Here is a 24,645-nt window from a genome sequence, read left to right as displayed (position 1 = left end):
CCCTCCGCACGAACGACGTCATGCAACCGGGTCATCGCCCACGGCGTCGGCCCATGACACAGAGAGGGGAAGCACCATGCCTCCCAAGAAGAAGGTCGCCGGTCTCATCAAACTCCAGATCCAGGCCGGGGCCGCGAACCCCGCCCCGCCGATCGGGCCCGCACTGGGTCAGCACGGCGTCAACATCATGGAGTTCTGCAAGGCCTACAACGCGGCCACCGAGTCGCAGCGCGGCAACGTGGTGCCGGTGGAGATCACGGTCTACGAGGACCGCTCCTTCACGTTCATCACGAAGACCCCGCCGGCCGCGGAGCTCATCAAGAAGGCCGCCGGTGTGACCAAGGGCTCGGCGACGCCGCACACGGACAAGGTCGCTCAGCTCACCCAGGACCAGGTCCGGGAGATCGCCGAGACCAAGATGCCGGACATCAACGCGAACGACATCGAGTCCGCGAAGAAGATCATCGCGGGCACCGCCCGTTCGATGGGCATCACCGTCGCGGACTGACGTCCGCCGGAGTCCCACCAGGGACGACAAGTCCCGACGACAGTCGTCGGGCACGTGGGAGGGTCTGCGCAGACCCGACGAACCACGACTGCAGCAAGGAGACATGCAGATGGCACAGCGCAGCAAGGCGTACCGCGCCGCCGCGGCGAAGATCGACCGCGAGAACCTCTACACGCCCCTCGAGGCCGTGAAGCTGGCGAAGGAGTCCGCCTCCTCGAAGGCGGACGCGACCCTCGAGGTGGCCTTCCGCCTCGGCGTCGACCCGCGCAAGGCGGACCAGCTCGTCCGCGGCACGGTCAACCTGCCGCACGGCACGGGCAAGACCGCTCGCGTGGTCGTCTTCGCGAACGGCCCGAAGGCCGAGGAGGCCATGGCGGCCGGCGCCGACGAGGTCGGCGGCGACGACCTCATTGCCAAGGTCGCCGGCGGCTACACCGACTTCGACGCGGCCGTGGCCACGCCGGACCTCATGGGCAAGGTCGGTCGTCTCGGCAAGGTCCTCGGTCCCCGCGGCCTCATGCCGAACCCGAAGACCGGCACCGTGACCATGGACGTCACCAAGGCCGTGAACGACATCAAGGGCGGAAAGATCGAGTTCCGCGTCGACAAGCACGCGAACCTCCACTTCATCATCGGCAAGGCCTCGTTCTCCGAGGAGCAGCTGGTGGAGAACTACGGCGCCGCCCTGGACGAGGTCCTGCGGCTCAAGCCGTCGTCCTCGAAGGGCCGCTACATCACGAAGGCGACGCTGGCGACGACGTTCGGCCCGGGCATCCCGCTCGACCAGTCGCGCACCACGCGCCTGATGGAGAGCTGACACCGCTCTCCGCGCCACGACGGCCCGGTGCCCTTCTCGCGAGGGTGCCGGGCCGTCGTCGTTCCCGGCCCGGGACGATCGTGGGTCGATGTATCAGACAGAGCCCTGCTGCCTCCCTCCCCACGACAGAGCTGATCGTGCGGAGGGTGAAATGTCATGGGCGGACCCGGAGGACGCCGCGCGTCCCCACGCCCCGCCCTAGGCTCGTGGGCAGCCGCCGGAGCGTCCGGCAGCCAGGACCACGAGGACGCGCGACGAGAGATGACCAGCCCACCCGAGACGGAGAGCCTCGGTGACCGAGCGGCGGCAGCCCTGCTGGGCTATCGCGACGGCCGCACGGACGCCATGCGGGAGTTCGTCCGCGAGGCGACCCCGCTGCTGTGGCGGACGGTGCGCGCCCAGGGCGTACCTCGTGAAGTGGCCGACGACGTCGTCCAGCAGACGTGGGCGGCGCTCGTGAGCCACGTGGACTCGATCTCCGAACCGAAGGCCACACTCAAGTGGCTGCTGGTGACGGCACGGCGCGCCGCCTGGGAGGTCGTCCGCAAGGCACGTGCCGACGAGCAGCGGCGCACGGACCTGCCCGACGACGACACCGAGACCTCCGCGACCCTGCCTGACCCGACCCCGGGTCCGGAGGCAGAGGTCCTGCGGAACGAGCGCGACCGGCTGCTGTGGGGTGCGCTGCGCGAGCTGCCGGCACGGTGCCAGGAGCTGCTGCGCCTCGTCTCCCTCGCCGACCGTCCGGACTACCGGGCCATCTCCGCCGCGATCGGCATGCCGGTCGGGAGCATCGGCGCCACCCGGGGACGGTGCCTCGCCAAGCTACGCACCCTCCTCACCGAGCACGGGGAGACCTCATGGACATGACCTACTTCGACGACGTCCCCGGAGCGGAGGACCCGCTGGACGCCTCGGACGTCGCCCTGCTCGCCCGGCTCGCTGAGCTGGACGAGCGCCTCGACCCGGTGCCGGACGGGCTCGTCGAGCGGTCGCTGTTCGCCATCACCCTCGCAGGCCTCGAGTCGGAGGTCATGGAGCTCATGGTCCTCGAGGCGCCCGCGGGCACGGTACGCAGCGACGCGCCGCCGCTCGAGACCCGCACCATCACCTTCACGCACGAACGGCTCACCGTGATGATCGCGCTGTCTCCGGGCAACACTCCGCGGACGGTGCGTGTCGACGGCTGGATCGCGCCCGCGGACACGCTGACGATCGTCCTGCGCCGTCCCGACGGCGACCACCGCAGCACCGCGGACGACGACGGACGGTTCGTCCTCGAGGACGTGCCGCGCGGACTGGCCAGCCTGCTCGTCGAGCAGGACGACGTCCCCATCACGACACCCGTCATCGAGCTGTAGAGCGCCCATTCCTGTCTGACCTGCGGGCGCTTCCGTGCCCGCCCCTGAGGAGGAGCACGTGAGCGAGAGCCCTGTCGGTCCGAGCATGCGAGGACCGGGTCCCGTCGTCCGGTACCTCGACCCCAACTCGGTGCGGCGCCGTCCAGGCCGGCACGACGTGGGGCCCACCTGGTATCTGGCCGACCGACTCCTGGTCCACGGTGATCTACCACAGAGCATCCGTGCGCGTCTTCGACAGGTTGATGACGCCGGGGGATCGAGCGACGTCCTCGAGGTGGCCGCGCCGGAGTCCGAGGAATCGGCCACTCTGGTCGAGCGGGAGGCGCGCAGGCAGGGTTGTCGAGTCGGTCTCGAGGTGCGGTTCAGGCAGGACGTCGAGCCGACCGCGAGGTCATCACGAGCGGACCTGCTGGACCGCGTCGACCCTGAGTTCGGGTTCGTCCTCCGCCTGCTGACCGACCGGCCGGACCGGCAGCCCGACGCGTGGGAGGTGCTCGAGGCCGACGCCGACGACACCACGACAGGATGGCGGTTGAGCCTGGACCACGTCATGCTCGCGGTCCCGTTCACCTCGCACCCGTTCACCTCGCATCCGTTCACGTCGCACCCGTTCACCTCGCACCCGTTCACCTCGCACCCGTTCACCTCGCACCCGTTCACCTCGCACCCGTTCACCTCGCACCCGTTCACCTCGCACGGTCTGCCCGAGTACGGAGTTCCGGGGTCGGGCGGCCGCGCACCCGTCCAGTGGCTCGGCAGCCGCCCCGTACGGCAGGAACGCCCGGACGGCGACGACGCGAGGACGCCGTCGGGTGCGGTCCGGCCCGTCGTCGCGATCGTCGACACGGGTGTCGGGACGCACGAGTGGTTCGGGACCTACACGGGAGACGCGTCGAGGGACGACGGCAACGGCGTCGTGATCCGTGACGCTCGCCTGCCGGACGGGCCCATCGGGACGTTCCCCCTCGCGGCGTCGCCCGAGGAGGACGCAGAGATCGGCGGGACCAGCACCGCTCCGTTGACCGGTCCGCTCGATCCTGTCGCAGGCCACGGGACCTTCATCGCCGGCATCGTGCACCAGGTCTGTGCCGATGCCCGGATCCTGCCTGTCCGCGCCGTCGGCGGGGCCGGTGTGGCCGTCGAGTCGGAGGTCATCGAGTCCCTCCGTCGGCTGAACCGCTACCACCAGCGCGGGCTCGCCGGGCACGCGGGGTTCGTGCCGATCGACGTCGTCGTGCTGGCGATGGGCTACTACCACGAACGACCGGAGGACCTGCAGTGGGACCATCCGTTGTCGCAGGTGCTCGCCACGCTCCGGGAGTCGGGTGTCGCCGTCGTCGTGGCGTCGGGCAACGACGGTGAGACGCGACCGTCGTACCCGGCAGCCTTCGCACCGGAGGTCGATCGACGAAGCGACCCGGTACGCATCACCTGCCCCCGTGACACGTCGGCCGATCGACCGCCGATCCTCAGTGTCGGAGCCCGGAACCCGGACGGAACGACAGCCTTGTTCAGCAACGACGGGCCGTGGGTGACGTGCGTGCGGCCGGGCGCGGCTCTCGTCAGCACCGTTCCGACGACGCTGGACGGCCCTCTGACGCCGTCGGTGCGGATGAAGGAGAAGTACGCCGACAGTCACCGCGCGACGATCGATCCCGAAGGTTTTCAAGGCGGCTTCGCGACGTGGAGCGGGACGTCGTTCGCGGCACCGGTCCTCGCCGGAGAGATCGCCAGGGAGCTGCTCGCGGTCCGGGTTCCTCGTCACGATGCTGGTGACGCTACTGTCGAGGGGAGAGTCAGGGACATCTGGGATGCGGTGACCGCCGCGACCGGCCTCGAGCTCGGTGGCGCGGCCGAGCCTGGGTGAGCAGACATGGGGTGACCGATGGACGACGGGCTGGCCGCCGTGATGGCTCAGGTGGCCGATGCCCGCGCCCGGGCCCGCGTGAATCGCCACTTCGGACGTGCCGCACAGATGTACCGCACAGCTCTGCGCCGGCTCGACGGGCTGGGTGATGGGGTGCCTCGGGCGGAGGCCTCCGCGGTGCGTGCGCGCGCACTCGTCGGGCTGGCCGCCTGCAGCACAGAGCTCGGCGCCGGGCAGGAATCGGTGCTGGACGTCCTCGACGAGGCTGCGCGGTGGGCGCGGGACGCGAACGACGATGCACTGGTGGCCACTGTTCGTGGGAACAGGGGGTTGCAGCTCCTTCGTACGGGCGATCTCCGGAGCGCCAGGCACGAGCTCGATGCGGCACTCGAGCACATGAGTGACGAGGAGGAGATGGTCCCAGCCCTCCTCAACCGTGGGTCGCTCCATCTCGAGCGGGGTGACGTCGAGGCGGCAGCTCGCGACTTCGAGAGGTGTCGCGATCTCGCTCGCGGTGACGCGGAGGTGGTGTTCCGTCCGATGGCGGAACACAACCTGGGCTATGCGTACTACCTGCGTGGCGACCTGCCGGCCGCACTGCGAGCGATGGACTCGGCCGCGTCGGCGGCACCTCCTGAGCATGCCGGCGTCGGACTGGTCGACAAGGCGACGGTGCTGCTGGAGGCAGGGCTGCTGACGGACGCTGAGGCGGCGCTCACCGAGGCCTCGCAGCTGCTCGCGGCGAGTCATGGGTCTCGTGACCTGTTGGACGCGCAGATCACTCGGGCCCGCTGCTTGGTTGCGCTCGACCGGAACGAGGAGGCGGCTCGCCTGGCGCAGCGGGCGGGTGCTCGTGCACGGCGGGCAGGACTCGTGCTCGTCGAGCTCCGGGCGGAGCTCATCGTTCTCGATGCGAAGCACGGACGTCACCAGGAGGGAAGCGGCAGGTCGCGGGAGCTGGAGCGTCTCGCTCAGGCTGCCACGGGTCTCCGAGAACGAGCGGAGTCGACAGCAGGAGCTGAACGCGTCGCCGTCGACGCAAGCCTCGTCGCGGCCGAGGCGTTCGCCCGGGCGGGAAGGGCGACCGAGGCCCAGGGGGAGCTACAGCGTGTTCCGTCGAGCAGAGACCTGCCGCTCGGCGCGCGGGTGCGTCGCGAGGTGGTCCAGGCTCTTGTGGCGTTCGGGGGAGGGGACCGGCGAGCGGGCCTTCGTGCGGTGCGGCGGGGACACTCCCTCCTCGCGACCCAGCGGCAGAGGCTGGGGGCTGTCGAGGCGGTGACAGCCGCGGCCGCACACGGCATACGTCTCCAGCACGTCGATGTGGACGCAGCGCTCGCCACCGGGCGGGCGGCCTCCGTCTTCGACGCACTGGAGCGAGGCCGTGCCACCTTTGCCGGAGCGGGCCGTGTGCATCCACCCGACGACGAGGAGACGGCCGCGCTCGTCGCCGGCGCCAGGCGGCTCTTCGACCGGGCCCGACAGCTCCGCGCGACCCCAGGCGCCGCCGACGAGCAGAGTCGTCTGCACCGGGAGGCGCGCAGGCTCCAGAACCGCGCGCGAGAACGGTCGTGGTACGTCAGCGGCAACGCGGAGGTTCCACAACCCGCCACCGCACGTGGGATGCAGGCAGACCTCAGCGCAGCCGGCGACGACAGAGTGATCCTCAACTTCACGTTGCGTCGTGGCCGCGTGCTCGTCCTCCGCGTGGACCAGGAGGGTTCACGTCTGGTGGATCTCCTTGCCGTCGACGAGCTGAGAGAACATGCACACCGGATGCGGGCCGACCTTCGGATCGTCGCGAACTCGCTCATCCCGGCTCCGTTGCGCGGGACGGCCCTGCGGTCCCTGACGCGTGAGCTCACCTGGGTGGACGACGTCCTGCTCCGGAAGCTGGACGTCACCGGCCCGGTGTTCGTCGCTGCCCGCGACCGCCTGGTTTCTCTTCCCTGGGCGGCGCTGCCGTCTCGGCGAGGTCTGTCGACCGTGGTGAACTCGTGGGTCGACCGCGGCACCGGGAGCTGGCGACCAGGACGGGGGGTCGCGGTCGCGGGTCCCGATCTCAGCGGTGCACCCACCGAGGCGCGTGCGGTGGCGGATGTCTGGCGAGGTACGACCAGATGTCTGACCGGTGAGGACGCGCGATGCGAGGCGGTGGCAGACGCCATCGGGGGCGCCGCCGTCGTCCACATCGCGGCGCACGGTACGCACGAGCCCGAGAACCCGATGTTCTCTCGCCTCGCGCTGGCCGACGGGCCGCTGTTCGCGCACGAGCTGGACGGGCAGGACCTGTCGCAATCAGTTGTCGTCCTCTCGGCGTGCGACGTCGGGTCCATGAGCATGCGCCACGGGGGAGAACCGCTGGGACTGACGAGTGTGCTGCTGAGAATGGGTGCGCGTGCGGTGGTCGCGGCCGTCGCGCCCCTGCGAGACGACGTCGCCGTGCGTGTCATGCCGGCGCTGCACCGGGAGCTGAAGGCAGGGACACGGCCGGGCGTGGCCTTGGCGAACGCCATCGTGGACGAGCCGGAGCCCGTTCCCCTGGTCTGCTTCGGAAGGTCGGGCGAGTGGTAGCACTGCCACGTTCGAGAACTCGGTGAGGCCCGCTGTGACGCGTGCCTCCCGCCTCGGGTGCCGCACCGCCGCCGTCGTCGTGTAAGGTGTTCGAGTAACCCAAGACCGCCGGTCGTCCGGCGCTGCCCACGCAGGTGGACGCGCCAGACCGAAGTCCCGCGAAGAGCGGGGGCCTGCGCAGGTGACACAGACGACGATCCCACAGTTCCGCTGTGTGTTTCCGAGCCCCGTGCGCCTGCGCCGGGGCTCTTTCTCTTTCCCGGGGTGACCGGTGGCTCCACCACCGGAAGGATTGCCATGGCGAGGCCGGACAAGGCAGCCGCCGTCGCGCAGATCGCGGACCAGCTCCGTGAGACGAACGCGGCCGTGCTGACCGAGTACCGCGGGCTCACCGTCACGCAGCTCCAGGAGCTGCGGCGGTCGCTGCGCGGCAACGCAACCTACGCCGTGGTGAAGAACACGCTGACGACGATCGCGGCCAAGGAGGCGGGTGTCGAGGGTCTCGACGCCGACCTCAAGGGCCCCTCTGCGATCGCGTTCGTGACCGGGGACCCGGTCGAGGCCGCCAAGGGCCTGCGTGACTTCGCCAAGGCGAACCCTGCACTGGTCATCAAGGGCGGTGTCCTCGACGGGAACCCGCTGACCGCTGCGGAGATCACGAAGCTCGCGGACCTCGAGTCCCGCGAGGTTCTGCTGGCCAAGGTGGCTGGTGGGCTGAAGGCCACGCTGACGCGTGCGGCGTACGCCTTCTCCGCCAAGCCGGCCCAGGTCGCCCGAGTCATCGATGCCCTGCGTCAGAAGCAGGACTCGGAGGGCGTCGCCGCCTGACCTGGCGGCCGCCCAGACACACAACCCCTGCTTCTGGCGGGCCGTCCGGCCCGCGAAGCGCTGATTGAAAGGAACGCCACATCATGGCGAAGCTCAGCACCGACGAGCTCCTGTCCGCCTTCGAGGAGCTCACCCTCATCGAGCTCTCCGAGTTCGTGAAGGCCTTCGAGGAGAAGTTCGACGTCACCGCCGCCGCTCCGGTCGCCGTGGCTGCCGCGGGCGCCCCCGCCGGTGGCGGCGAGGCCGAGGCTGCCGAGGAGCAGACCGAGTTCGACGTCGTCCTCGAGTCGGCCGGCGACAAGAAGATCCAGGTCATCAAGGAGGTGCGCGCGCTCACGTCCCTCGGTCTCAAGGAGGCCAAGGACCTGGTCGACGGCGCGCCGAAGCCGGTCGTCGAGGGCGTCGACAAGGACGCCGCGGAGAAGGCCAAGGAGGCGCTCGAGGGCGCCGGCGCCACCGTCACCCTCAAGTGAGCCTCGCGGCCTGAGCCGCACTCACGGGTGATGCCGCGACCTCGGTCGCGGAGTCTCCGGCACGAAGGCCCGTTCCCCTCCGGGAGCGGGCCTTCGTCGTCGCTGCGTGGGGGACCTGTGAGGGACCGGGGGAGTGTGAGCAACGGCTCCGCCGTCCGGGTGGTCCCGGGGCCTGGTGGGCGGTAACGTCAGTGGGTACCGTTTCTTGGGCGGCATATGGCGGCCACCGAGACAACGTCCTCACAATCAGCGAAGCCGAGGGCGTCTGCTCGCGTGCCCCCGCGGGTGGACACGGTCCACGGCTTCGGCTACGCTAGCGCTTTGCGCTCGCCTGTGCCCTGACGCCCCTCCCCGCCGACGATGTCCCGCCTCCTTGAGCCCACCGTGGTCACTCCCCGGTGGCTCGTCGTGGCGGCCCTTCGCCCGCGGCTCGGCGCCCGTCGCAGCACGAGCGTACAGCGTGCCATCGAACTGCAGGGAAGGACCCCTCTTGGCTGCCTCGCGCACCCCTTCTGCTCCGTCCGCCGACGCCATCGCGAACCGCACCGCCTCCCGCCGCGTCTCCTTCGCCCGGATCCACGAGCCGCTCCAGGCGCCCGACCTGCTCGGGCTCCAGGTCGAGAGCTTCGACTGGCTCCTGGGGAACGAGTCCTGGCAGGCCCGGGTCGAGGCCGCGGTCGAGGCCGGTCGCCACGACGTCCCGGACGCATCCGGTCTCGAGGAGATCTTCGAGGAGATCTCCCCGATCGAGGACTTCGGCCAGTCCATGTCCCTCTCCTTCTCCAACCACCGCTTCGAGCCGCCGAAGTACACGGTGGACGAGTGCAAGGAGAAGGACTTCACGTACGCGGCCCCGCTGTTCGTCACGGCCGAGTTCGTCAACTACACCACCGGCGAGATCAAGAGCCAGACGGTGTTCATGGGTGACTTCCCGCTCATGACCGACCGCGGCACGTTCGTCATCAACGGCACCGAGCGCGTCGTCGTCTCGCAGCTCGTGCGTTCCCCGGGCGTCTACTTCGAGCGGACGCCGGACAAGACGAGCGACAAGGACGTCTACTCCGCCAAGATCATCCCGTCGCGCGGTGCGTGGCTCGAGTTCGAGATCGACAAGCGCGACGCCGTCGGCGTGCGCGTGGACCGCAAGCGCAAGCAGCCGGTGACCGTGCTGCTCAAGGCGCTCGGCCTGACGGAGTCGGAGATCCGCGAGGAGTTCGCCGAGTTCCCGACGATCCTCGACACCCTCGAGAAGGACCACGTCCACACGCAGGACGAGGCGCTCGTCGACCTGTACCGCAAGATCCGTCCGGGCGAGCCCCCGACGGTCGAGGCCGGTCGCGCGCTCGTCGAGAACTTCTACTTCAACCCGAAGCGCTACGACCTCGCGAAGGTCGGCCGCTACAAGATGAACAAGAAGGTCGGCGTCTCCGCCGAGCTGAGCGAGAGCACGCTGTCGGTGACCGACGTCGTCGCAACGATCAAGTACCTCGCCGCGCTGCACGCCGACAAGGCCACGCTCGACGGCACCCGTGACGGCGAGCCCTACGAGGTCCGCGTCGAGACCGACGACATCGACCACTTCGGCAACCGCCGCATCCGCGCCGTGGGCGAGCTCATCCAGAACCAGGTCCGCACGGGTCTGTCCCGGATGGAGCGCGTCGTGCGCGAGCGGATGACGACGCAGGACGTCGAGGCGATCACGCCGCAGACCCTGATCAACATCCGTCCCGTGGTGGCCTCGATCCGCGAGTTCTTCGGCACCTCGCAGCTGTCGCAGTTCATGGACCAGAACAACCCGCTCGCGGGCCTGACGCACAAGCGTCGACTCTCCGCGCTCGGCCCGGGCGGCCTCTCTCGCGACCGCGCGGGCATGGAGGTCCGTGACGTCCACCCGTCGCACTACGGCCGCATGTGCCCGATCGAGACGCCGGAGGGCCCGAACATCGGCCTGATCGGTTCGCTCGCGTCCTTCGGCCGCATCAACCCGTTCGGCTTCATCGAGACGCCGTACCGCAAGGTCGTGGCCGGCAAGGTCACCGACGAGGTCGTCTACCTCACGGCCGACGACGAGGACCGTCACGTCATCGCGCAGGCGAACACCACGCTGAACGAGGACGGCTCCTTCGCGCTCGACCGCGTCCTGGTCCGTACCAAGGGCGGCGAGACGGACGACATCCTGGCGGCCGACGTCGACTACATGGACGTCTCGCCGCGCCAGATGGTGTCGGTCGCGACCGCGCTCATCCCGTTCCTCGAGCACGACGACGCGAACCGCGCGCTCATGGGCGCCAACATGCAGCGTCAGGCCGTGCCGCTGGTGCGCTCGGAGGCGCCGCTGGTCGGTACCGGCATGGAGCGCCGTGCCGCCGTCGACGCCGGTGACGTCATCGTCGCGGCGAAGCCCGGTGTGGTCACGCAGGTCTCCGCCGACCTCATCACGGTCGAGAACGACGACGCGACGACGACCACGTACCGCGCGGCGAAGTTCCGCCGCTCGAACCAGGGCACGAGCTACAACCAGCGCGTGCTGGTCGACGCCGGCCAGCGGGTCGAGGTGGGCTCCGTGCTCGCCGACGGTCCCGCGACCGACGAGGGCGACCTCGCGCTGGGTCGCAACCTGCTCGTGGCGTTCATGTCCTGGGAAGGTCACAACTACGAGGACGCGATCATCCTGTCGCAGCGCCTCGTGGAGGACGACGTCCTGTCCTCGATCCACATCGAGGAGCACGAGGTCGACGCGCGCGACACCAAGCTCGGCCCCGAGGAGATCACGCGAGACATCCCGAACGTCTCCGAGGACGTCCTGGCGGACCTCGACGAGCGCGGCATCATCCGCATCGGTGCCGAGGTCGGGGCCGGCGACGTGCTCGTCGGCAAGGTCACGCCGAAGGGCGAGACCGAGCTGACCCCGGAGGAGCGCCTGCTGCGCGCGATCTTCGGCGAGAAGGCCCGCGAGGTCCGTGACACGTCACTCAAGGTGCCCCACGGCGAGTCCGGCACCGTGATCGGCGTGCGTGAGTTCAACCGGGAGGACGGCGACGAGCTGCCCGCCGGCGTGAACCAGCTGGTGCGCGTCTACATCGCCAACCGCCGCAAGATCACCGTCGGTGACAAGCTCGCCGGCCGTCACGGCAACAAGGGCGTCATCTCCAAGATCCTCCCGCAGGAGGACATGCCCTTCCTGCCCGACGGCACGCCCGTGGACATCGTGCTCAACCCGCTCGGTGTGCCCGGTCGTATGAACGTCGGCCAGGTGCTCGAGACCCACCTGGGCTGGGTCGCCAGCCGAGGCTGGGACGTCGAGCTCGCCGAGGGCGACGACCTGCAGTGGCGCGAGAAGCTCCCGGAGCACGCCAAGCGTTCCGAGCCGGGTGTCCCGGTGGCCACGCCGGTGTTCGACGGTCTGGAGGAGGACGCGCTGCGCGGCCTCATCTCGACGACGCTGCCGAACCGCGACGGCGACCGCATGGTCGGTCTCGACGGCAAGGCGGCGCTGTTCGACGGCCGTTCCGGCGAGCCGTTCCCGGACCCGGTCGCGGTGGGCTACATGTACATCCTCAAGCTCCACCACCTCGTCGACGACAAGATCCACGCGCGCTCGACCGGCCCGTACTCGATGATCACGCAGCAGCCGCTGGGTGGTAAGGCGCAGTTCGGCGGTCAGCGGTTCGGCGAGATGGAGGTGTGGGCGCTCGAGGCGTACGGAGCGGCCTACACGCTCCAGGAGCTGCTCACCATCAAGTCCGACGACATCCCGGGCCGCGTCAAGGTCTACGAGGCGATCGTCAAGGGCGAGAACATCCCCGACTCGGGCATCCCGGAGTCCTTCAAGGTCCTCCTCAAGGAGATGCAGTCGCTCTGCCTGAACGTCGAGGTGCTCTCGAGCGACGGCGTGCAGATCGAGATGAAGGAGTCCGACGACGAGGTGTACCGCGCCGCGGAAGAGCTCGGCATCGACCTCTCCCGCCGGCCCAACTCCGCCACCACGGTCGACGAGATCTGATCCAGCGACCAGCTGAACCACGGAACATCCGAAAAGCTTTGAGGAAGTAGGACATCTTGCTCGACGTCAACGTCTTCGACGAGCTGCGTATCGGCCTGGCCAGGGCCGACGACATCCGTGCCTGGTCGCACGGCGAGGTGAAGAAGCCCGAGACCATCAACTACCGCACCCTGAAGCCGGAGAAGGACGGGCTCTTCTGCGAGAAGATCTTCGGCCCCACCCGGGACTGGGAGTGCTACTGCGGCAAGTACAAGCGGGTGCGTTTCAAGGGCATCATCTGCGAGCGCTGCGGTGTCGAGGTCACGCGGTCCAAGGTGCGCCGTGAGCGCATGGGTCACATCGAGCTCGCGGCCCCCGTCACGCACATCTGGTTCTTCAAGGGTGTGCCCTCCCGCCTGGGCTACCTGCTGGACCTGGCGCCCAAGGACCTGGAGAAGGTCATCTACTTCGCGGCCTACATGATCACGTGGGTCGACGACGAGGCGCGCCAGGAAGACCTCCCGAACCTCCAGAACGAGATCGACCTGGAGAAGAAGGAGATCACCGACCGGCGCGACAACGACATCAACACCCGCGCCCAGAAGCTCGAGGCCGACCTGGCCGAGCTCGAGGCCGAGGGCGCCAAGGCCGACGCGCGCCGCAAGGTGCGTGACTCCGCCGAGCGCGAGATGGCGCAGCTGCGCAAGCGCTCGGACGCGGAGCTCGACCGCCTGGAGCAGGTCTGGGACCGGTTCAAGAACCTCAAGGTCGCCGACCTCGAGGGTGACGAGATGCTGTACCGGCAGCTCGTCGACCGTTACGGCACCTACTTCGAGGGCTCGATGGGCGCCGCGGCGATCCAGAAGCGTCTCGAGAGCTTCGACCTGGACGCCGAGGCCGAGACGCTGCGCGAGATCATCCGCAGCGGCAAGGGGCAGCGCAAGACCCGGGCGCTGAAGCGCCTCAAGGTCGTCAACGCGTTCCTCACGACGACGAACTCGCCGTCGGCCATGGTGCTCGACGCCGTGCCGGTCATCCCGCCGGACCTGCGCCCGATGGTGCAGCTCGACGGTGGGCGCTTCGCGACGTCGGACCTCAACGACCTGTACCGCCGTGTCATCAACCGGAACAACCGCCTCAAGCGGCTGCTCGACCTCGGCGCGCCCGAGATCATCGTCAACAACGAGAAGCGGATGCTGCAGGAGGCCGTCGACTCGCTGTTCGACAACGGCCGCCGCGGTCGCCCGGTCACGGGCCCCGGCAACCGTCCGCTGAAGTCGATCTCCGACATGCTCAAGGGCAAGCAGGGCCGGTTCCGTCAGAACCTGCTCGGCAAGCGTGTCGACTACTCGGGCCGTTCGGTCATCGTGGTCGGCCCGCAGCTCAAGCTGCACCAGTGCGGCCTGCCGAAGCAGATGGCGCTCGAGCTGTTCAAGCCGTTCGTCATGAAGCGGCTCGTGGAGCTCAACCACGCGCAGAACATCAAGTCCGCCAAGCGGATGGTCGAGCGGACGCGTTCCGTGGTGTGGGACGTGCTCGAGGAGGTCATCACCGAGCACCCCGTGCTGCTCAACCGTGCGCCCACCCTGCACCGTCTGGGCATCCAGGCGTTCGAGCCGCAGCTCGTCGAGGGCAAGGCGATCCACCTGCACCCGCTCGTGTGCGGCGCGTTCAACGCCGACTTCGACGGTGACCAGATGGCCGTCCACCTGCCGCTGAGCGCGGAGGCGCAGGCCGAGGCCCGCATCCTCATGCTCTCGAGCAACAACATCCTGAAGCCCTCGGACGGCCGTCCGGTGACCATGCCCTCCCAGGACATGATCATCGGTCTGCACCACCTGACGGCGGACCGCCCGGGTGCCGAGGGCGAGGGTCGCGTGTTCGCGTCGCAGGCCGAGGCGATCATGGCGTTCGACCGTGGTCAGCTCGACATCAACGCGACGATCAAGGTGCGCATGTCGGACCTGGTGGCGCCGAGCCGCGGCTTCGTGGCCCCCGAGGGCTGGGAGCCGGGTCAGCCGCTGCTGTTCGAGACCACGCTCGGTCGCACGCTCTTCAACGAGGCACTTCCCGTCGACTACCCGTTCCAGAACGAGATCGTCGGCAAGAAGGAGCTCTCCGCGATCGTCAACGACCTGGCGGAGCGCTACCCGAAGGTCGACGTCGCGACGTCGCTCGACGCGCTCAAGGACGCCGGCTACCGGTGGGCGACCCGCTCGGGCGTGACGATCTCGATCACCGACGTCGCGATGCCGGTGGAGAAGAACGAGATCCTCGACGAGCACGAGGCACGCGCGCTCAAGGTCCAGGGCCAGTACGAGAAGGGCCTGATCACCGACGACGAGCGCCGTCAGGAGCTCATCGAGATCTGGACCCAGGCGACCGACAAGATCGCTTCCGTCATGCGCGACCACCTCGAGAACGACGAGCGGAACACGCTGTACCGCATGGTCTCCTCGGGTGCCCGTGGTAACTGGATGCAGGTCCGTCAGATCGCCGGCATGCGCGGTCTCGTGGCGAACCCGAAGGGCGAGATCATCCCGCGCCCGATCAAGTCCAACTACCGCGAGGGCCTGTCCGTCCTCGAGTACTTCATCGCCTCCCACGGTGCCCGCAAGGGCCTCGCGGACACGGCGCTGCGGACGGCGGACTCCGGCTACCTGACGCGTCGGCTCGTCGACGTGTCGCAGGACGTCATCATCCGTGAGGACGACTGCGGCACCGAGCGCGGTCTGCCGCTGCCGGTGGCCGAGCGGATCGGCGACCAGCTGGTGCCGGACGCTCGCGTGGAGACGTCGATCTACTCGCGGACGTTCGCCACGGACGTCGTGGCGGAGGACGGCACGGTCATCGCCGAGGCCGGTTCCGACGCGGGCGACATCATCATCGACAAGGTGATCGCGGCCGGCATCGAGGAGGTCCGGGTCCGCTCGGTCCTGACCTGCGAGTCGCGCGTGGGCACCTGCGCCAAGTGCTACGGCCGCTCCCTGGCCACGGGCAAGCTCGTGGACATCGGCGAGGCCGTCGGCATCATCGCGGCGCAGTCGATCGGTGAGCCGGGCACGCAGCTGACGATGCGTACCTTCCACACCGGTGGTGTCGCCTCCGCGGAGGACATCACGCAGGGTCTTCCCCGCGTGACCGAGCTCTTCGAGGCCCGCACCCCCAAGGGTGAGGCGCCGATCGCGGAGTACACCGGTCGGGTCGCGATCGAGGACACCGAGCGCACGCGTCACCTCGTGCTCACGCCGGACGACGGCGGCGAGGAGATCCGCTACCCCGTCACCAAGCGTGCGCGCCTGCTGATCGCGGACGGCGACCACGTCGCTGTCGGCACCCAGCTGGTGCAGGGTGCGGTCGACCCGAAGAAGGTCCTGCGCATCCTCGGCCCGCGTGCCGCCCAGAAGCAGCTCGTCGACGCGGTGCAGGACACGTACCGCTCGCAGGGTGTGGACATCCACGACAAGCACATCGAGGTCATCGTGCGGCAGATGCTGCGTCGCGTGACCGTGCTGGACGCCGGGGACGCCGCGCTGCTGCCGGGTGAGCTCGCGGAGCGCACCCGCTTCGAGGACGCGAACCGCAAGGCCGTGGCGGAGGGTGGCCAGCCGGCCGCCGGCCGTCCGGAGCTGATGGGTATCACGAAGGCCTCGCTCGCCACCGACTCGTGGCTCTCGGCCGCCTCCTTCCAGGAGACGACCCGGGTCCTCACCGAGGCGGCGATGAGCGGTCGTCGGGACCCGCTGCTGGGCCTCAAGGAGAACGTCATCATCGGTAAGCTCATCCCCGCCGGTACGGGTCTGCCCCGCTACCGGAACATCGAGGTCGAGCCGACCGAGCAGGCGAAGGCGGAGCTCTACCCGAGCTTCGGCTACGACGAGATCGACTTCCCGACCCTCGGCATGGGCTCGGGCGAGGCGATCCCGCTGGAGGACCTGGACTTCGGCGACTTCCGCTGATTCCTGTTCGGCGCGGGGAGGCCCGCCGTCGTTCCGGTCGCGTTCACGCGCCCCTGGGGGCGCTCCACTTCGGGAACGCGTACGACCGGAACGACGGCGGGCCTCCCCGCGCCGTCTTCGTTGCGTCGGACGGTCGCGGGGACGACGACGGCGAAGGCGGCTCGGGTGCATCGGCGCGGGTCAGGGGCGGTCGTCGGGGCGGGCGACGGACGTCACACCCGGAGGGTTGTCTCGTCCTTTGACCATGCTTGCTTCCGGCGGTAGCCTAGGAAGCCGTGCCCGTGCCGTCGCACCGTGCATCCCGCTGGTCGTCCGAGAAGTGCTCCAGAGCATCTCTCGGGAGAGTCGCCGGAGGCGCCGCCGATGCGTGCACGAGCATCCCGGATGACTGCTCGGACCGTTCGCGAGAACGGGGGAGCGGACCCGGGCCATCGAGCCGGTGGTAAGTGGCGTTGCGGTCCGTGAGGATCGCGGGTGCCGCCTGCGATCGGCACGCACAAGCCAGACAGACCACCGTCGAGGGCCGACAGGCCCTCGTGAGCTCGAGAGACGACGGAGACGTAGTGCCTACGATCCAGCAGCTCGTCCGCAAGGGCCGGACCTCGAAGGCCGGGAAGTCGAAGACCCCGGCCCTCAAGGGTTCCCCTCAGCGGCGCGGCGTGTGCACCCGTGTGTACACCACCACCCCCAAGAAGCCGAACTCCGCGCTCCGCAAGGTCGCGCGTGTGAAGCTTTCCTCCGGTATCGAGGTCACGGCCTACATCCCGGGTGTCGGCCACAACCTTCAGGAGCACTCGATCGTGCTCGTGCGCGGCGGCCGTGTGAAGGACCTTCCCGGTGTCCGCTACAAGATCGTGCGCGGCGCGCTCGACACCCAGGGTGTCAAGGGCCGTCAGCAGGCGCGTTCCCGGTACGGCGCGAAGAAGGAGAAGGCCTGATGCCTCGTAAGGGTCCGGCCCCCAAGCGGCCGCTCATCGTCGACCCCGTCTACGGGTCGCCCGTCGTGACGCAGCTGATCAACAAGGTCCTGCTCGACGGTAAGAAGTCCACCGCCGAGTCGATCGTCTACGGCGCCCTCGAGGGTGTTCGTGACAAGACCGACCAGGACCCGGTCGTCGTCCTCAAGCGTGCGCTCGAGAACGTCCGTCCGGCCCTCGAGGTCCGCTCCCGCCGAGTCGGCGGCGCGACCTACCAGGTCCCGGTCGACGTCCGGCCGTCGCGGTCGACGACGCTCGCTCTGCGCTGGCTCACCGACTTCTCGCGCGCTCGTCGCGAGAAGACGATGACCGAGCGTCTGATGAACGAGATCCTCGACGCCTCGAACGGCCTCGGTGCCGCGGTCAAGCGCCGCGAGGACATGCACAAGATGGCCGAGTCCAACAAGGCCTTCGCGCACTACCGCTGGTGATGCGCTCGGACGACCTCGGGAGCATCCCGGGGTCGTCCGCGGATCTGGAGCCGGCAGAAGCCGGGTCTCCGCACCGGTTCCCGACGTCCCACTGACCCGAGGGGTAAGACACCGTGGCACTCGACGTGCTGACCGACCTGAAGAAGGTCCGCAACATCGGCATCATGGCCCACATCGATGCCGGAAAGACCACCACCACCGAGCGCATCCTGTACTACACGGGTGTCAACTACAAGGTCGGTGAGACGCACGACGGTGCGTCGACGATGGACTGGATGGAGCAGGAGCAGGAGCGCGGCATCACGATCACGTCCGCCGCGACGACCTGCTACTGGGGCGACAACCAGATCAACATCATCGACACCCCGGGGCACGTGGACTTCACCGTCGAGGTGGAGCGTTCGCTCCGTGTCCTCGACGGTGCCGTCGCCGTGTTCGACGGCAAGGAGGGCGTCGAGCCCCAGTCGGAGACCGTGTGGCGTCAGGCCGACAAGTACGACGTGCCGCGCATCTGCTTCGTCAACAAGATGGACAAGCTCGGTGCCGACTTCTACTTCACCGTGAAGACGATCGTCGAGCGCCTCAAGGCGAAGCCGCTGGTCATCCAGCTGCCGATCGGTGCGGAGAACGACTTCACCGGCGTCGTCGACCTGCTCCAGATGAAGGCACTGGTCTGGCACGGCGAGACCAAGCTCGGCGAGACCTACGAGGTCGAGGAGATCCCCACCGACCTCCAGGCCAAGGCCGAGGAGTACCGCGCCGAGCTCATCGAGGCCGTCGCGGAGACGGACGAGGAGCTGCTCGAGAAGTACCTCGGTGGCGAAGAGCTGACGATCGACGAGATCAAGGGCGGCATCCGCAAGCTCGTCGTCAACTCGGAGGCCTTCCCGGTCCTCTGCGGCTCGGCGTTCAAGAACAAGGGCGTGCAGCCCATGCTCGACGCTGTCATCGACTACCTTCCGTCGCCGCTCGACGTCCCGCCCGTCCAGGGTCACGACGCCAAGGACGAGGAGAAGATCATCGAGCGTCACTCGGACGCCTCGGAGCCCTTCTCCGCGCTGGCGTTCAAGGTCGCCTCGCACCCGTTCTTCGGCAAGCTCACCTACGTCCGGGTCTACTCGGGCAAGGTCGAGCAGGGCGCCCAGGTCTACAACACGACCAAGGGCAAGAAGGAGCGCATCGGGAAGCTCTTCCAGATGCACTCCAACAAGGAGAACCCGGTCCCCGAGGCCCAGGCCGGCCACATCTACGCGTTCATCGGGCTCAAGGACACCACCACCGGTGACACCCTGAGCGCCTCGGACTCCCAGGTCATCCTCGAGTCGATGACCTTCCCGGAGCCCGTGATCGACGTGGCCATCGAGCCGAAGACCAAGGCGGACCAGGAAAAGCTCTCCACGGCGATCCAGAAGCTCGCCGAGGAGGACCCGACGTTCCGCGTCAAGCTGGACGAGGAGACCGGCCAGACCGTCATCGGCGGTATGGGCGAGCTCCACCTCGACATCCTCGTCGACCGCATGAAGCGGGAGTTCAAGGTCGAGGCCAACGTCGGCAAGCCGCAGGTCGCGTACCGCGAGACGATCCGTCGCAAGGCGGAGAAGATCGACTACACGCACAAGAAGCAGACCGGTGGTTCGGGTCAGTTCGCGAAGGTCCAGGTGACCTTCGAGCCGCTGGAGACCACGGAGAACGAGCTCTACGAGTTCGCCAACGCGGTCACCGGCGGTCGGATCCCGCGTGAGTACATCCCGTCGGTGGACGCCGGTATCCAGTCGGCCATGCAGCAGGGTGTGCTGGCCGGGTTCCCGGTGGTCGGTGTCAAGGCCACGCTCCTCGACGGTGCGTACCACGACGTCGACTCCTCGGAGATGGCGTTCAAGATCGCTGGATCCATGGTGTTCAAGGAGGGTGTCCGGCGCGCCGACCCGGTGCTGCTGGAGCCCATCATGGCCGTCGAGGTGCGCACGCCCGAGGAGTACATGGGCGAGGTCATCGGCGACATCAACTCACGCCGTGGGATGATCCAGTCCATGGAGGACGCGACGGGCGTCAAGGTCGTGCGCGCCCAGGTACCGTTGAGCGAGATGTTCGGGTACATCGGGGACCTGCGTTCCAAGACGCAGGGCCGCGCCGTGTACTCGATGCAGTTCGACAGCTATGGCGAGGTTCCCAAGGCCGTGGCTGAGGAGATCATCAAGAAGACCCGGGGCGAGTGAGTCCCCACAGGTCGAACACCTGCACAACCATCAACCTGTAGGAAACCGCAACGCCCCGAGGGTTTAGGCTTGATCGGCCGACACTCGCAACGTTCGGAACATCTACCCAAGTCCCAGGAGGACCCCAGTGGCTAAGGCCAAGTTCGAGCGGACCAAGCCGCACGTCAACATCGGCACCATCGGTCACGTCGACCACGGTAAGACGACGCTGACGGCCGCGATCTCGAAGACGCTCGCCGAGACGTACCCCGACCTCCCGTCGAACCAGCTGAAGAACTTCGACGAGATCGATGCCGCGCCCGAGGAGAAGCAGCGCGGTATCACGATCAACATCTCGCACATCGAGTACGAGACGCCGAACCGTCACTACGCTCACGTCGATGCGCCGGGTCACGCCGACTACATCAAGAACATGATCACCGGTGCGGCGCAGATGGACGGTGCCATCCTCGTGGTCGCCGCGACGGACGGCCCGATGGCCCAGACGCGCGAGCACGTCCTCCTGGCCCGCCAGGTGGGCGTCCCCTACCTGCTCGTGGCGCTCAACAAGTCCGACATGGTCGAGGACGAGGAGCTCCTCGAGCTCGTCGAGATGGAGGTCCGCGAGCTGCTGTCGTCGCAGGAGTTCGACGGCGACAACGCTCCGGTCGTCCGCGTCTCCGGCCTCAAGGCGCTCGAGGGTGACCCCGAGTGGACCAAGAAGGTCCTGGAGCTCATGGAGGCCGTGGACGAGAACGTCCCCGAGCCGCAGCGTGAGCTCGACAAGCCGTTCCTCATGCCCATCGAGGACGTCTTCACGATCACCGGTCGTGGCACCGTCGTCACCGGCAAGGTGGCGCGTGGCACGCTCGACATCAACTCCGAGGTCGAGATCGTCGGCATCCGCTCCCCGCAGAAGACGACGGTCACCGGTATCGAGACCTTCCACAAGCAGATGGACCAGGCGCAGGCCGGCGACAACACCGGTCTCCTCCTGCGTGGCCTCAAGCGCGAGGACGTCGAGCGTGGCCAGGTCGTCGTGAAGCCGGGTTCGATCACCCCGCACACGAACTTCGAGGCGCAGGTCTACATCCTGGGCAAGGACGAGGGCGGCCGCCACAACCCGTTCTACTCGAACTACCGTCCGCAGTTCTACTTCCGGACCACGGACGTCACCGGCGTCATCACGCTGCCTGAGGGCACCGAGATGGTCATGCCCGGCGACAACACCGACATGTCGGTCGAGCTGATCCAGCCGATCGCCATGGAGGAGGGCCTCGGCTTCGCCATCCGTGAGGGTGGTCGCACGGTCGGTTCCGGCCGTGTCACCAAGATCGTCAAGTGATCACCTGATCACTCGGTGATCGTGGGGAGCTGAGCTCCACCGGTCCGTCCGAGGCCCGGGCCCCCGCGGGGGCCCGGGCCTCGGGTGCGTCCGGCGTCACACCCCGGAGGAGTTGGTCTCCCGGCTCCCCGTATGGCAAGATGGTCAAGTTGCCTGTCACGGGCGCGTTCTTTCTCGTGTCGAACAGTGTGTAGCACCGCGGTGCACGTCACGGCCTCAGGCCGGTGGCGGCGCCTGGAGCGGTCCCCCTCCTCGGAGGGGATCGTGGGGATGCCTGCTGTCGATACGCGGAACGCCCCACGGACACACGTCTCGACAGGCTGGACATACGTCGTGGTCCGCGCAGCGGTCCACAATCAACGGCCCCAACGCCGGACAGGTGTGTGCCCGAGCGTCTCGCGCTATGCGACACGCCCGAGCGCGGGGGTCGGACATTAGCGGTTCGAGAGAGAGAGTCAGACGACGCCATGGCGGGACAGAAGATCCGCATCCGGCTCAAGTCCTACGACCACGAGGTCATCGACAGCTCGGCGCGCAAGATCGTCGACACGGTGACACGCGCTGGTGCGACGGTCGTGGGTCCGGTGCCGCTGCCGACGGAGAAGAACGTCTTCACCGTCATCCGGTCGCCTCACAAGTACAAGGACAGCCGTGAGCACTTCGAGATGCGCACGCACAAGCGCCTGATCGACATCATCGATCCCACGCCGAAGGCGGTCGACTCGCTCATGCGCATCGATCTGCCGGCTGACGTGAACATCGAGATCAAGCTCTGAGGCTGGAGATCATGACCAACCAGCAGAAGAACATGACCGCGGTGCTCGGCACCAAGCTCGGCATGACGCAGACGTGGGACGACGCGGGCAAGCTCGTGCCGGTCACCGTCGTCGCCGTCCCCACCAACGTGGTGACGCAGGTCCGCGACGCGGAGGCCGACGGCTATGCAGCCGTCCAGCTCGCCGCCGGCCAGATCGACCCGCGCAAGGTCACCAAGCCGCTCAAGGGCCACTTCGAGAAGGCCGGCGTCACGCCGCGCCGTCACCTCGTCGAGGTCCGTACCGACAACGCCGGTGAGTACACGACCGGTCAGGAGATCACCGCCGAGGCCTTCGAGGCCGGGACCGTGGTCGACGTCGTCGGAACCACCAAGGGCAAGGGCACCGCCGGCGTCATGAAGCGTCACGGCTTCGCCGGCGTGGGCGCCTCGCACGGTGCGCACCGCAACCACCGCAAGCCGGGTTCGATCGGCGGCGCCTCCACGCCCTCGCGCGTGTTCAAGGGCATGCGGATGGCCGGTCGCATGGGCCACGCCCGCAAGACCGTCCAGAACCTGACCGTCCACGCGGTCGACGCGGAGAAGGGTCTGCTGCTCGTCAAGGGCGCGGTCCCCGGCCCCAAGGGCGGCATCGTCCTCGTCCGTACCGCCGCGAAGGGAGCCTGAGACAGATGGCTAACCTGAACGTCGACGTGCTCGACGCCACCGGCAAGAAGTCCGGCACCGCCGAGCTCCCCGCCGAGGTCTTCGACGTCGCCACGAACGTCCCGCTGATCCACCAGGTGGTCGTCGCCCAGCGCGCTGCGTCGCGTCAGGGCACCGCGTCCACCAAGACCCGCGGCGAGGTTCGCGGCGGTGGCCGCAAGCCGTACAAGCAGAAGGGCACCGGCCGCGCCCGTCAGGGTTCGACCCGCGCCCCGCAGTTCGCCGGCGGTGGCACCGTCCACGGCCCGCAGCCGCGCAAGTACGACCAGCGCACGCCGAAGAAGATGAAGGCGGCCGCCCTGCGCGGTGCTCTCTCGGACCGCGCTCGCGCGGGCCGCGTGCACGTGGTGTCGGGCTTCGGTGTCGACGGTGTCCCGTCGACCAAGACCGCGCTCGGCACGATCGCCAAGCTGACGGACCGTAAGCACGTGCTGGTCGTCACGGAGCGCTCGGACGAGCTGACCATCAAGTCGCTCCGCAACGTCGAGCAGGTCCACCTGCTGACCGCGGACCAGCTGAACACCTACGACGTGCTCGTCTCCGACGACGTCGTCTTCACGCAGGGCGCGCTCGACGCGTTCCTGGCGGGCCCGACCACGGGCAAGTCGGTGAAGGCGGTCGCGACGGAGGGCGAGGCCGAGGTCGAGGCTGCATCCGAGAAGGAGGCCACCAAGTGACCGCCGTGACGAAGGACCCGCGCGACATCTTGATCGCGCCGGTCGTCTCCGAGAAGTCCTACAACCTCCTCGACGAGGGCAAGTACACCTTCGTCGTGGACCCGGACGCCAACAAGACCGAGATCAAGATCGCGGTCGAGCAGGTCTTCGGTGTCAAGGTCGCCTCGGTGAACACGATCAACCGCAAGGGCAAGACGCGTCGTACGCGTTACGGCCTGGGCAAGCGCAAGGACACGAAGCGTGCGATCGTCACCCTCCGCGAGGGTTCGATCGACATCTTCGGTGGTCCGGTCGGCTGAGCCGGACGAGAGCAGATCGAGGACAACTTCCATGGGAATCCGTAAGCACAAGCCGACGACGCCCGGCCGCCGTGGCTCGAGCGTTGCCGACTTCGTCGAGATCACGCGCTCTGAGCCGGAGAAGTCGCTGGTTCGTCCGCTGTCGAAGACCGGCGGTCGCAACAACTCCGGTCGGATCACGACCCGCCACAAGGGTGGTGGCCACAAGCGCGCCTACCGCGTGATCGACTTCCGTCGTCACGACAAGGACGGCGTGCCGGCCAAGGTCGCGCACATCGAGTACGACCCGAACCGCACGGCGCGCATCGCGCTGCTGCACTACGCGGACGGCACCAAGCGCTACATCGTGGCGCCGAACAAGCTGTCGCAGGGTGACACCGTCGAGGCCGGTCCCGGCGCCGACATCAAGCCCGGCAACAACCTGCCGCTGCGCAACATCCCGACCGGTACCGTGCTGCACGCCGTCGAGCTCCGCCCCGGCGGCGGCGCGAAGATCGCCCGCTCCGCGGGTGCGTCCGTGCAGCTCGTCGCGAAGGAAGGGCCGTACGGCCAGCTGCGCATGCCGTCCGGCGAGATCCGCAACGTCGACCTGCGCTGCCGCGCGACGGTCGGCGAGGTCGGCAACGCCGAGCAGTCGAACATCAACTGGGGCAAGGCCGGACGTAACCGCTGGAAGGGCATCCGCCCGACCGTCCGCGGTGTCGTCATGAACCCGGTCGACCACCCCCACGGTGGTGGTGAGGGCAAGACCTCCGGTGGTCGCCACCCGGTCAGCCCCTGGGGTCAGCCCGAGGGCCGGACCCGCCGTCCGAACAAGTCGAGCGACAAGATGATCGTCCGCCGTCGCCGCACCGGCAAGAAGCGCTGATAGGAGC

The 24,645-nt window shown here is 68.5% G+C and carries 19 protein-coding genes; all 19 read left to right on the top strand.

All coding sequences use genetic code 11. The features are described 5' to 3' along the window. Window positions 1-76 precede the first annotated feature (76 nt). The 19 genes from rplK (at window position 77) to rplB (ending at window position 24,638) form a co-directional block, all read left to right on the top strand. Window positions 77-508 carry a 50S ribosomal protein L11 gene (gene rplK / locus ACWAT2_RS06905; protein WP_402372519.1) on the top strand — a complete coding sequence of 144 codons (432 nt, stop codon included), beginning with the start codon at window positions 77-79 and terminating at the stop codon, window positions 506-508. A gap of 109 nt (window positions 509-617) precedes the next feature. After that, window positions 618-1,325, top strand: coding sequence for a 50S ribosomal protein L1 (rplA, locus tag ACWAT2_RS06900; RefSeq protein WP_402372516.1), 708 nt, complete (start codon window positions 618-620; stop codon window positions 1,323-1,325). A 261-nt stretch (window positions 1,326-1,586) separates the two neighbouring features. Then, window positions 1,587-2,195 (top strand): RNA polymerase sigma factor, encoded by a 609-nt coding sequence (locus tag ACWAT2_RS06895; RefSeq protein ID WP_402372514.1) that lies wholly within the window; start codon window positions 1,587-1,589, stop codon window positions 2,193-2,195. After that, window positions 2,186-2,686, top strand: a complete 501-nt coding sequence (locus ACWAT2_RS06890) for a hypothetical protein (RefSeq protein WP_402372512.1) — start codon at window positions 2,186-2,188, stop codon at window positions 2,684-2,686. Before ACWAT2_RS06895 ends, ACWAT2_RS06890 begins: the two co-directional genes overlap by 10 nt. A 355-nt stretch (window positions 2,687-3,041) precedes the next feature. Then, a complete protein-coding gene (locus ACWAT2_RS06885; protein WP_480048677.1) occupies window positions 3,042-4,553 on the top strand; it encodes a S8 family peptidase in 1,512 nt (503 codons plus the stop codon). A gap of 18 nt (window positions 4,554-4,571) precedes the next feature. After that, window positions 4,572-7,124, top strand: coding sequence for a CHAT domain-containing protein (locus ACWAT2_RS06880; RefSeq protein WP_402372507.1), 2,553 nt, complete (start codon window positions 4,572-4,574; stop codon window positions 7,122-7,124). A 297-nt stretch (window positions 7,125-7,421) separates the two neighbouring features. Continuing rightward, window positions 7,422-7,952 carry a 50S ribosomal protein L10 gene (rplJ, locus tag ACWAT2_RS06875; protein WP_402372505.1) on the top strand — a complete coding sequence of 177 codons (531 nt, stop codon included), beginning with the start codon at window positions 7,422-7,424 and terminating at the stop codon, window positions 7,950-7,952. 83 nt (window positions 7,953-8,035) lie between these two features. After that, window positions 8,036-8,425 (top strand): 50S ribosomal protein L7/L12, encoded by a 390-nt coding sequence (gene rplL / locus ACWAT2_RS06870; protein WP_402372502.1) that lies wholly within the window; start codon window positions 8,036-8,038, stop codon window positions 8,423-8,425. A 490-nt stretch (window positions 8,426-8,915) separates the two neighbouring features. Next, window positions 8,916-12,428, top strand: coding sequence for a DNA-directed RNA polymerase subunit beta (gene rpoB / locus ACWAT2_RS06865; protein WP_402372500.1), 3,513 nt, complete (start codon window positions 8,916-8,918; stop codon window positions 12,426-12,428). A gap of 56 nt (window positions 12,429-12,484) precedes the next feature. Continuing rightward, window positions 12,485-16,366, top strand: a complete 3,882-nt coding sequence (locus ACWAT2_RS06860; protein WP_402372497.1) for a DNA-directed RNA polymerase subunit beta' — start codon at window positions 12,485-12,487, stop codon at window positions 16,364-16,366. A 563-nt stretch (window positions 16,367-16,929) separates the two neighbouring features. After that, entirely contained in the window at window positions 16,930-17,304 is a 375-nt protein-coding gene (gene rpsL / locus ACWAT2_RS06855; protein ID WP_106267324.1) for a 30S ribosomal protein S12, read from the top strand. Beyond that, complete coding sequence (gene rpsG / locus ACWAT2_RS06850; protein WP_106267322.1) at window positions 17,304-17,774, top strand: 30S ribosomal protein S7; 471 nt, start codon at window positions 17,304-17,306, stop codon at window positions 17,772-17,774. The genes rpsL and rpsG overlap by 1 nt, the downstream gene beginning before the upstream one ends. A gap of 113 nt (window positions 17,775-17,887) precedes the next feature. Continuing rightward, on the top strand, window positions 17,888-19,990 hold the full coding sequence (fusA, locus tag ACWAT2_RS06845; RefSeq protein ID WP_402372493.1) for an elongation factor G: 2,103 nt from the start codon (window positions 17,888-17,890) through the stop codon (window positions 19,988-19,990). 127 nt (window positions 19,991-20,117) lie between these two features. Beyond that, window positions 20,118-21,314 carry an elongation factor Tu gene (tuf, locus tag ACWAT2_RS06840; RefSeq protein WP_402372490.1) on the top strand — a complete coding sequence of 399 codons (1,197 nt, stop codon included), beginning with the start codon at window positions 20,118-20,120 and terminating at the stop codon, window positions 21,312-21,314. A gap of 467 nt (window positions 21,315-21,781) precedes the next feature. Next, the gene (gene rpsJ / locus ACWAT2_RS06835) at window positions 21,782-22,090 is read left to right on the top strand and encodes a 30S ribosomal protein S10 (RefSeq protein WP_013837837.1); all 309 of its coding nucleotides are present in this window, start codon (window positions 21,782-21,784) and stop codon (window positions 22,088-22,090) included. Window positions 22,091-22,101: 11 nt separating this feature from the next. Further along, window positions 22,102-22,755: a 50S ribosomal protein L3 gene (rplC, locus tag ACWAT2_RS06830; protein WP_402372488.1), complete on the top strand. Its 654-nt coding sequence runs from the start codon at window positions 22,102-22,104 to the stop codon at window positions 22,753-22,755. A 5-nt stretch (window positions 22,756-22,760) separates the two neighbouring features. Continuing rightward, window positions 22,761-23,471: a 50S ribosomal protein L4 gene (gene rplD / locus ACWAT2_RS06825; RefSeq protein WP_402372485.1), complete on the top strand. Its 711-nt coding sequence runs from the start codon at window positions 22,761-22,763 to the stop codon at window positions 23,469-23,471. Beyond that, window positions 23,468-23,770, top strand: coding sequence for a 50S ribosomal protein L23 (rplW, locus tag ACWAT2_RS06820; RefSeq protein ID WP_106267314.1), 303 nt, complete (start codon window positions 23,468-23,470; stop codon window positions 23,768-23,770). The genes rplD and rplW overlap by 4 nt, the downstream gene beginning before the upstream one ends. A 31-nt stretch (window positions 23,771-23,801) precedes the next feature. Then, on the top strand, window positions 23,802-24,638 hold the full coding sequence (rplB, locus tag ACWAT2_RS06815; RefSeq protein WP_402372482.1) for a 50S ribosomal protein L2: 837 nt from the start codon (window positions 23,802-23,804) through the stop codon (window positions 24,636-24,638). The last annotated feature ends 7 nt before the right edge of the window (window positions 24,639-24,645 follow it).

Source organism: Isoptericola sp. GX10416 (assembly GCF_056590155.1).
Note: the sequence above shows the minus strand (reverse complement) of the source record. Positions and strands in the feature narration are given on the sequence as shown.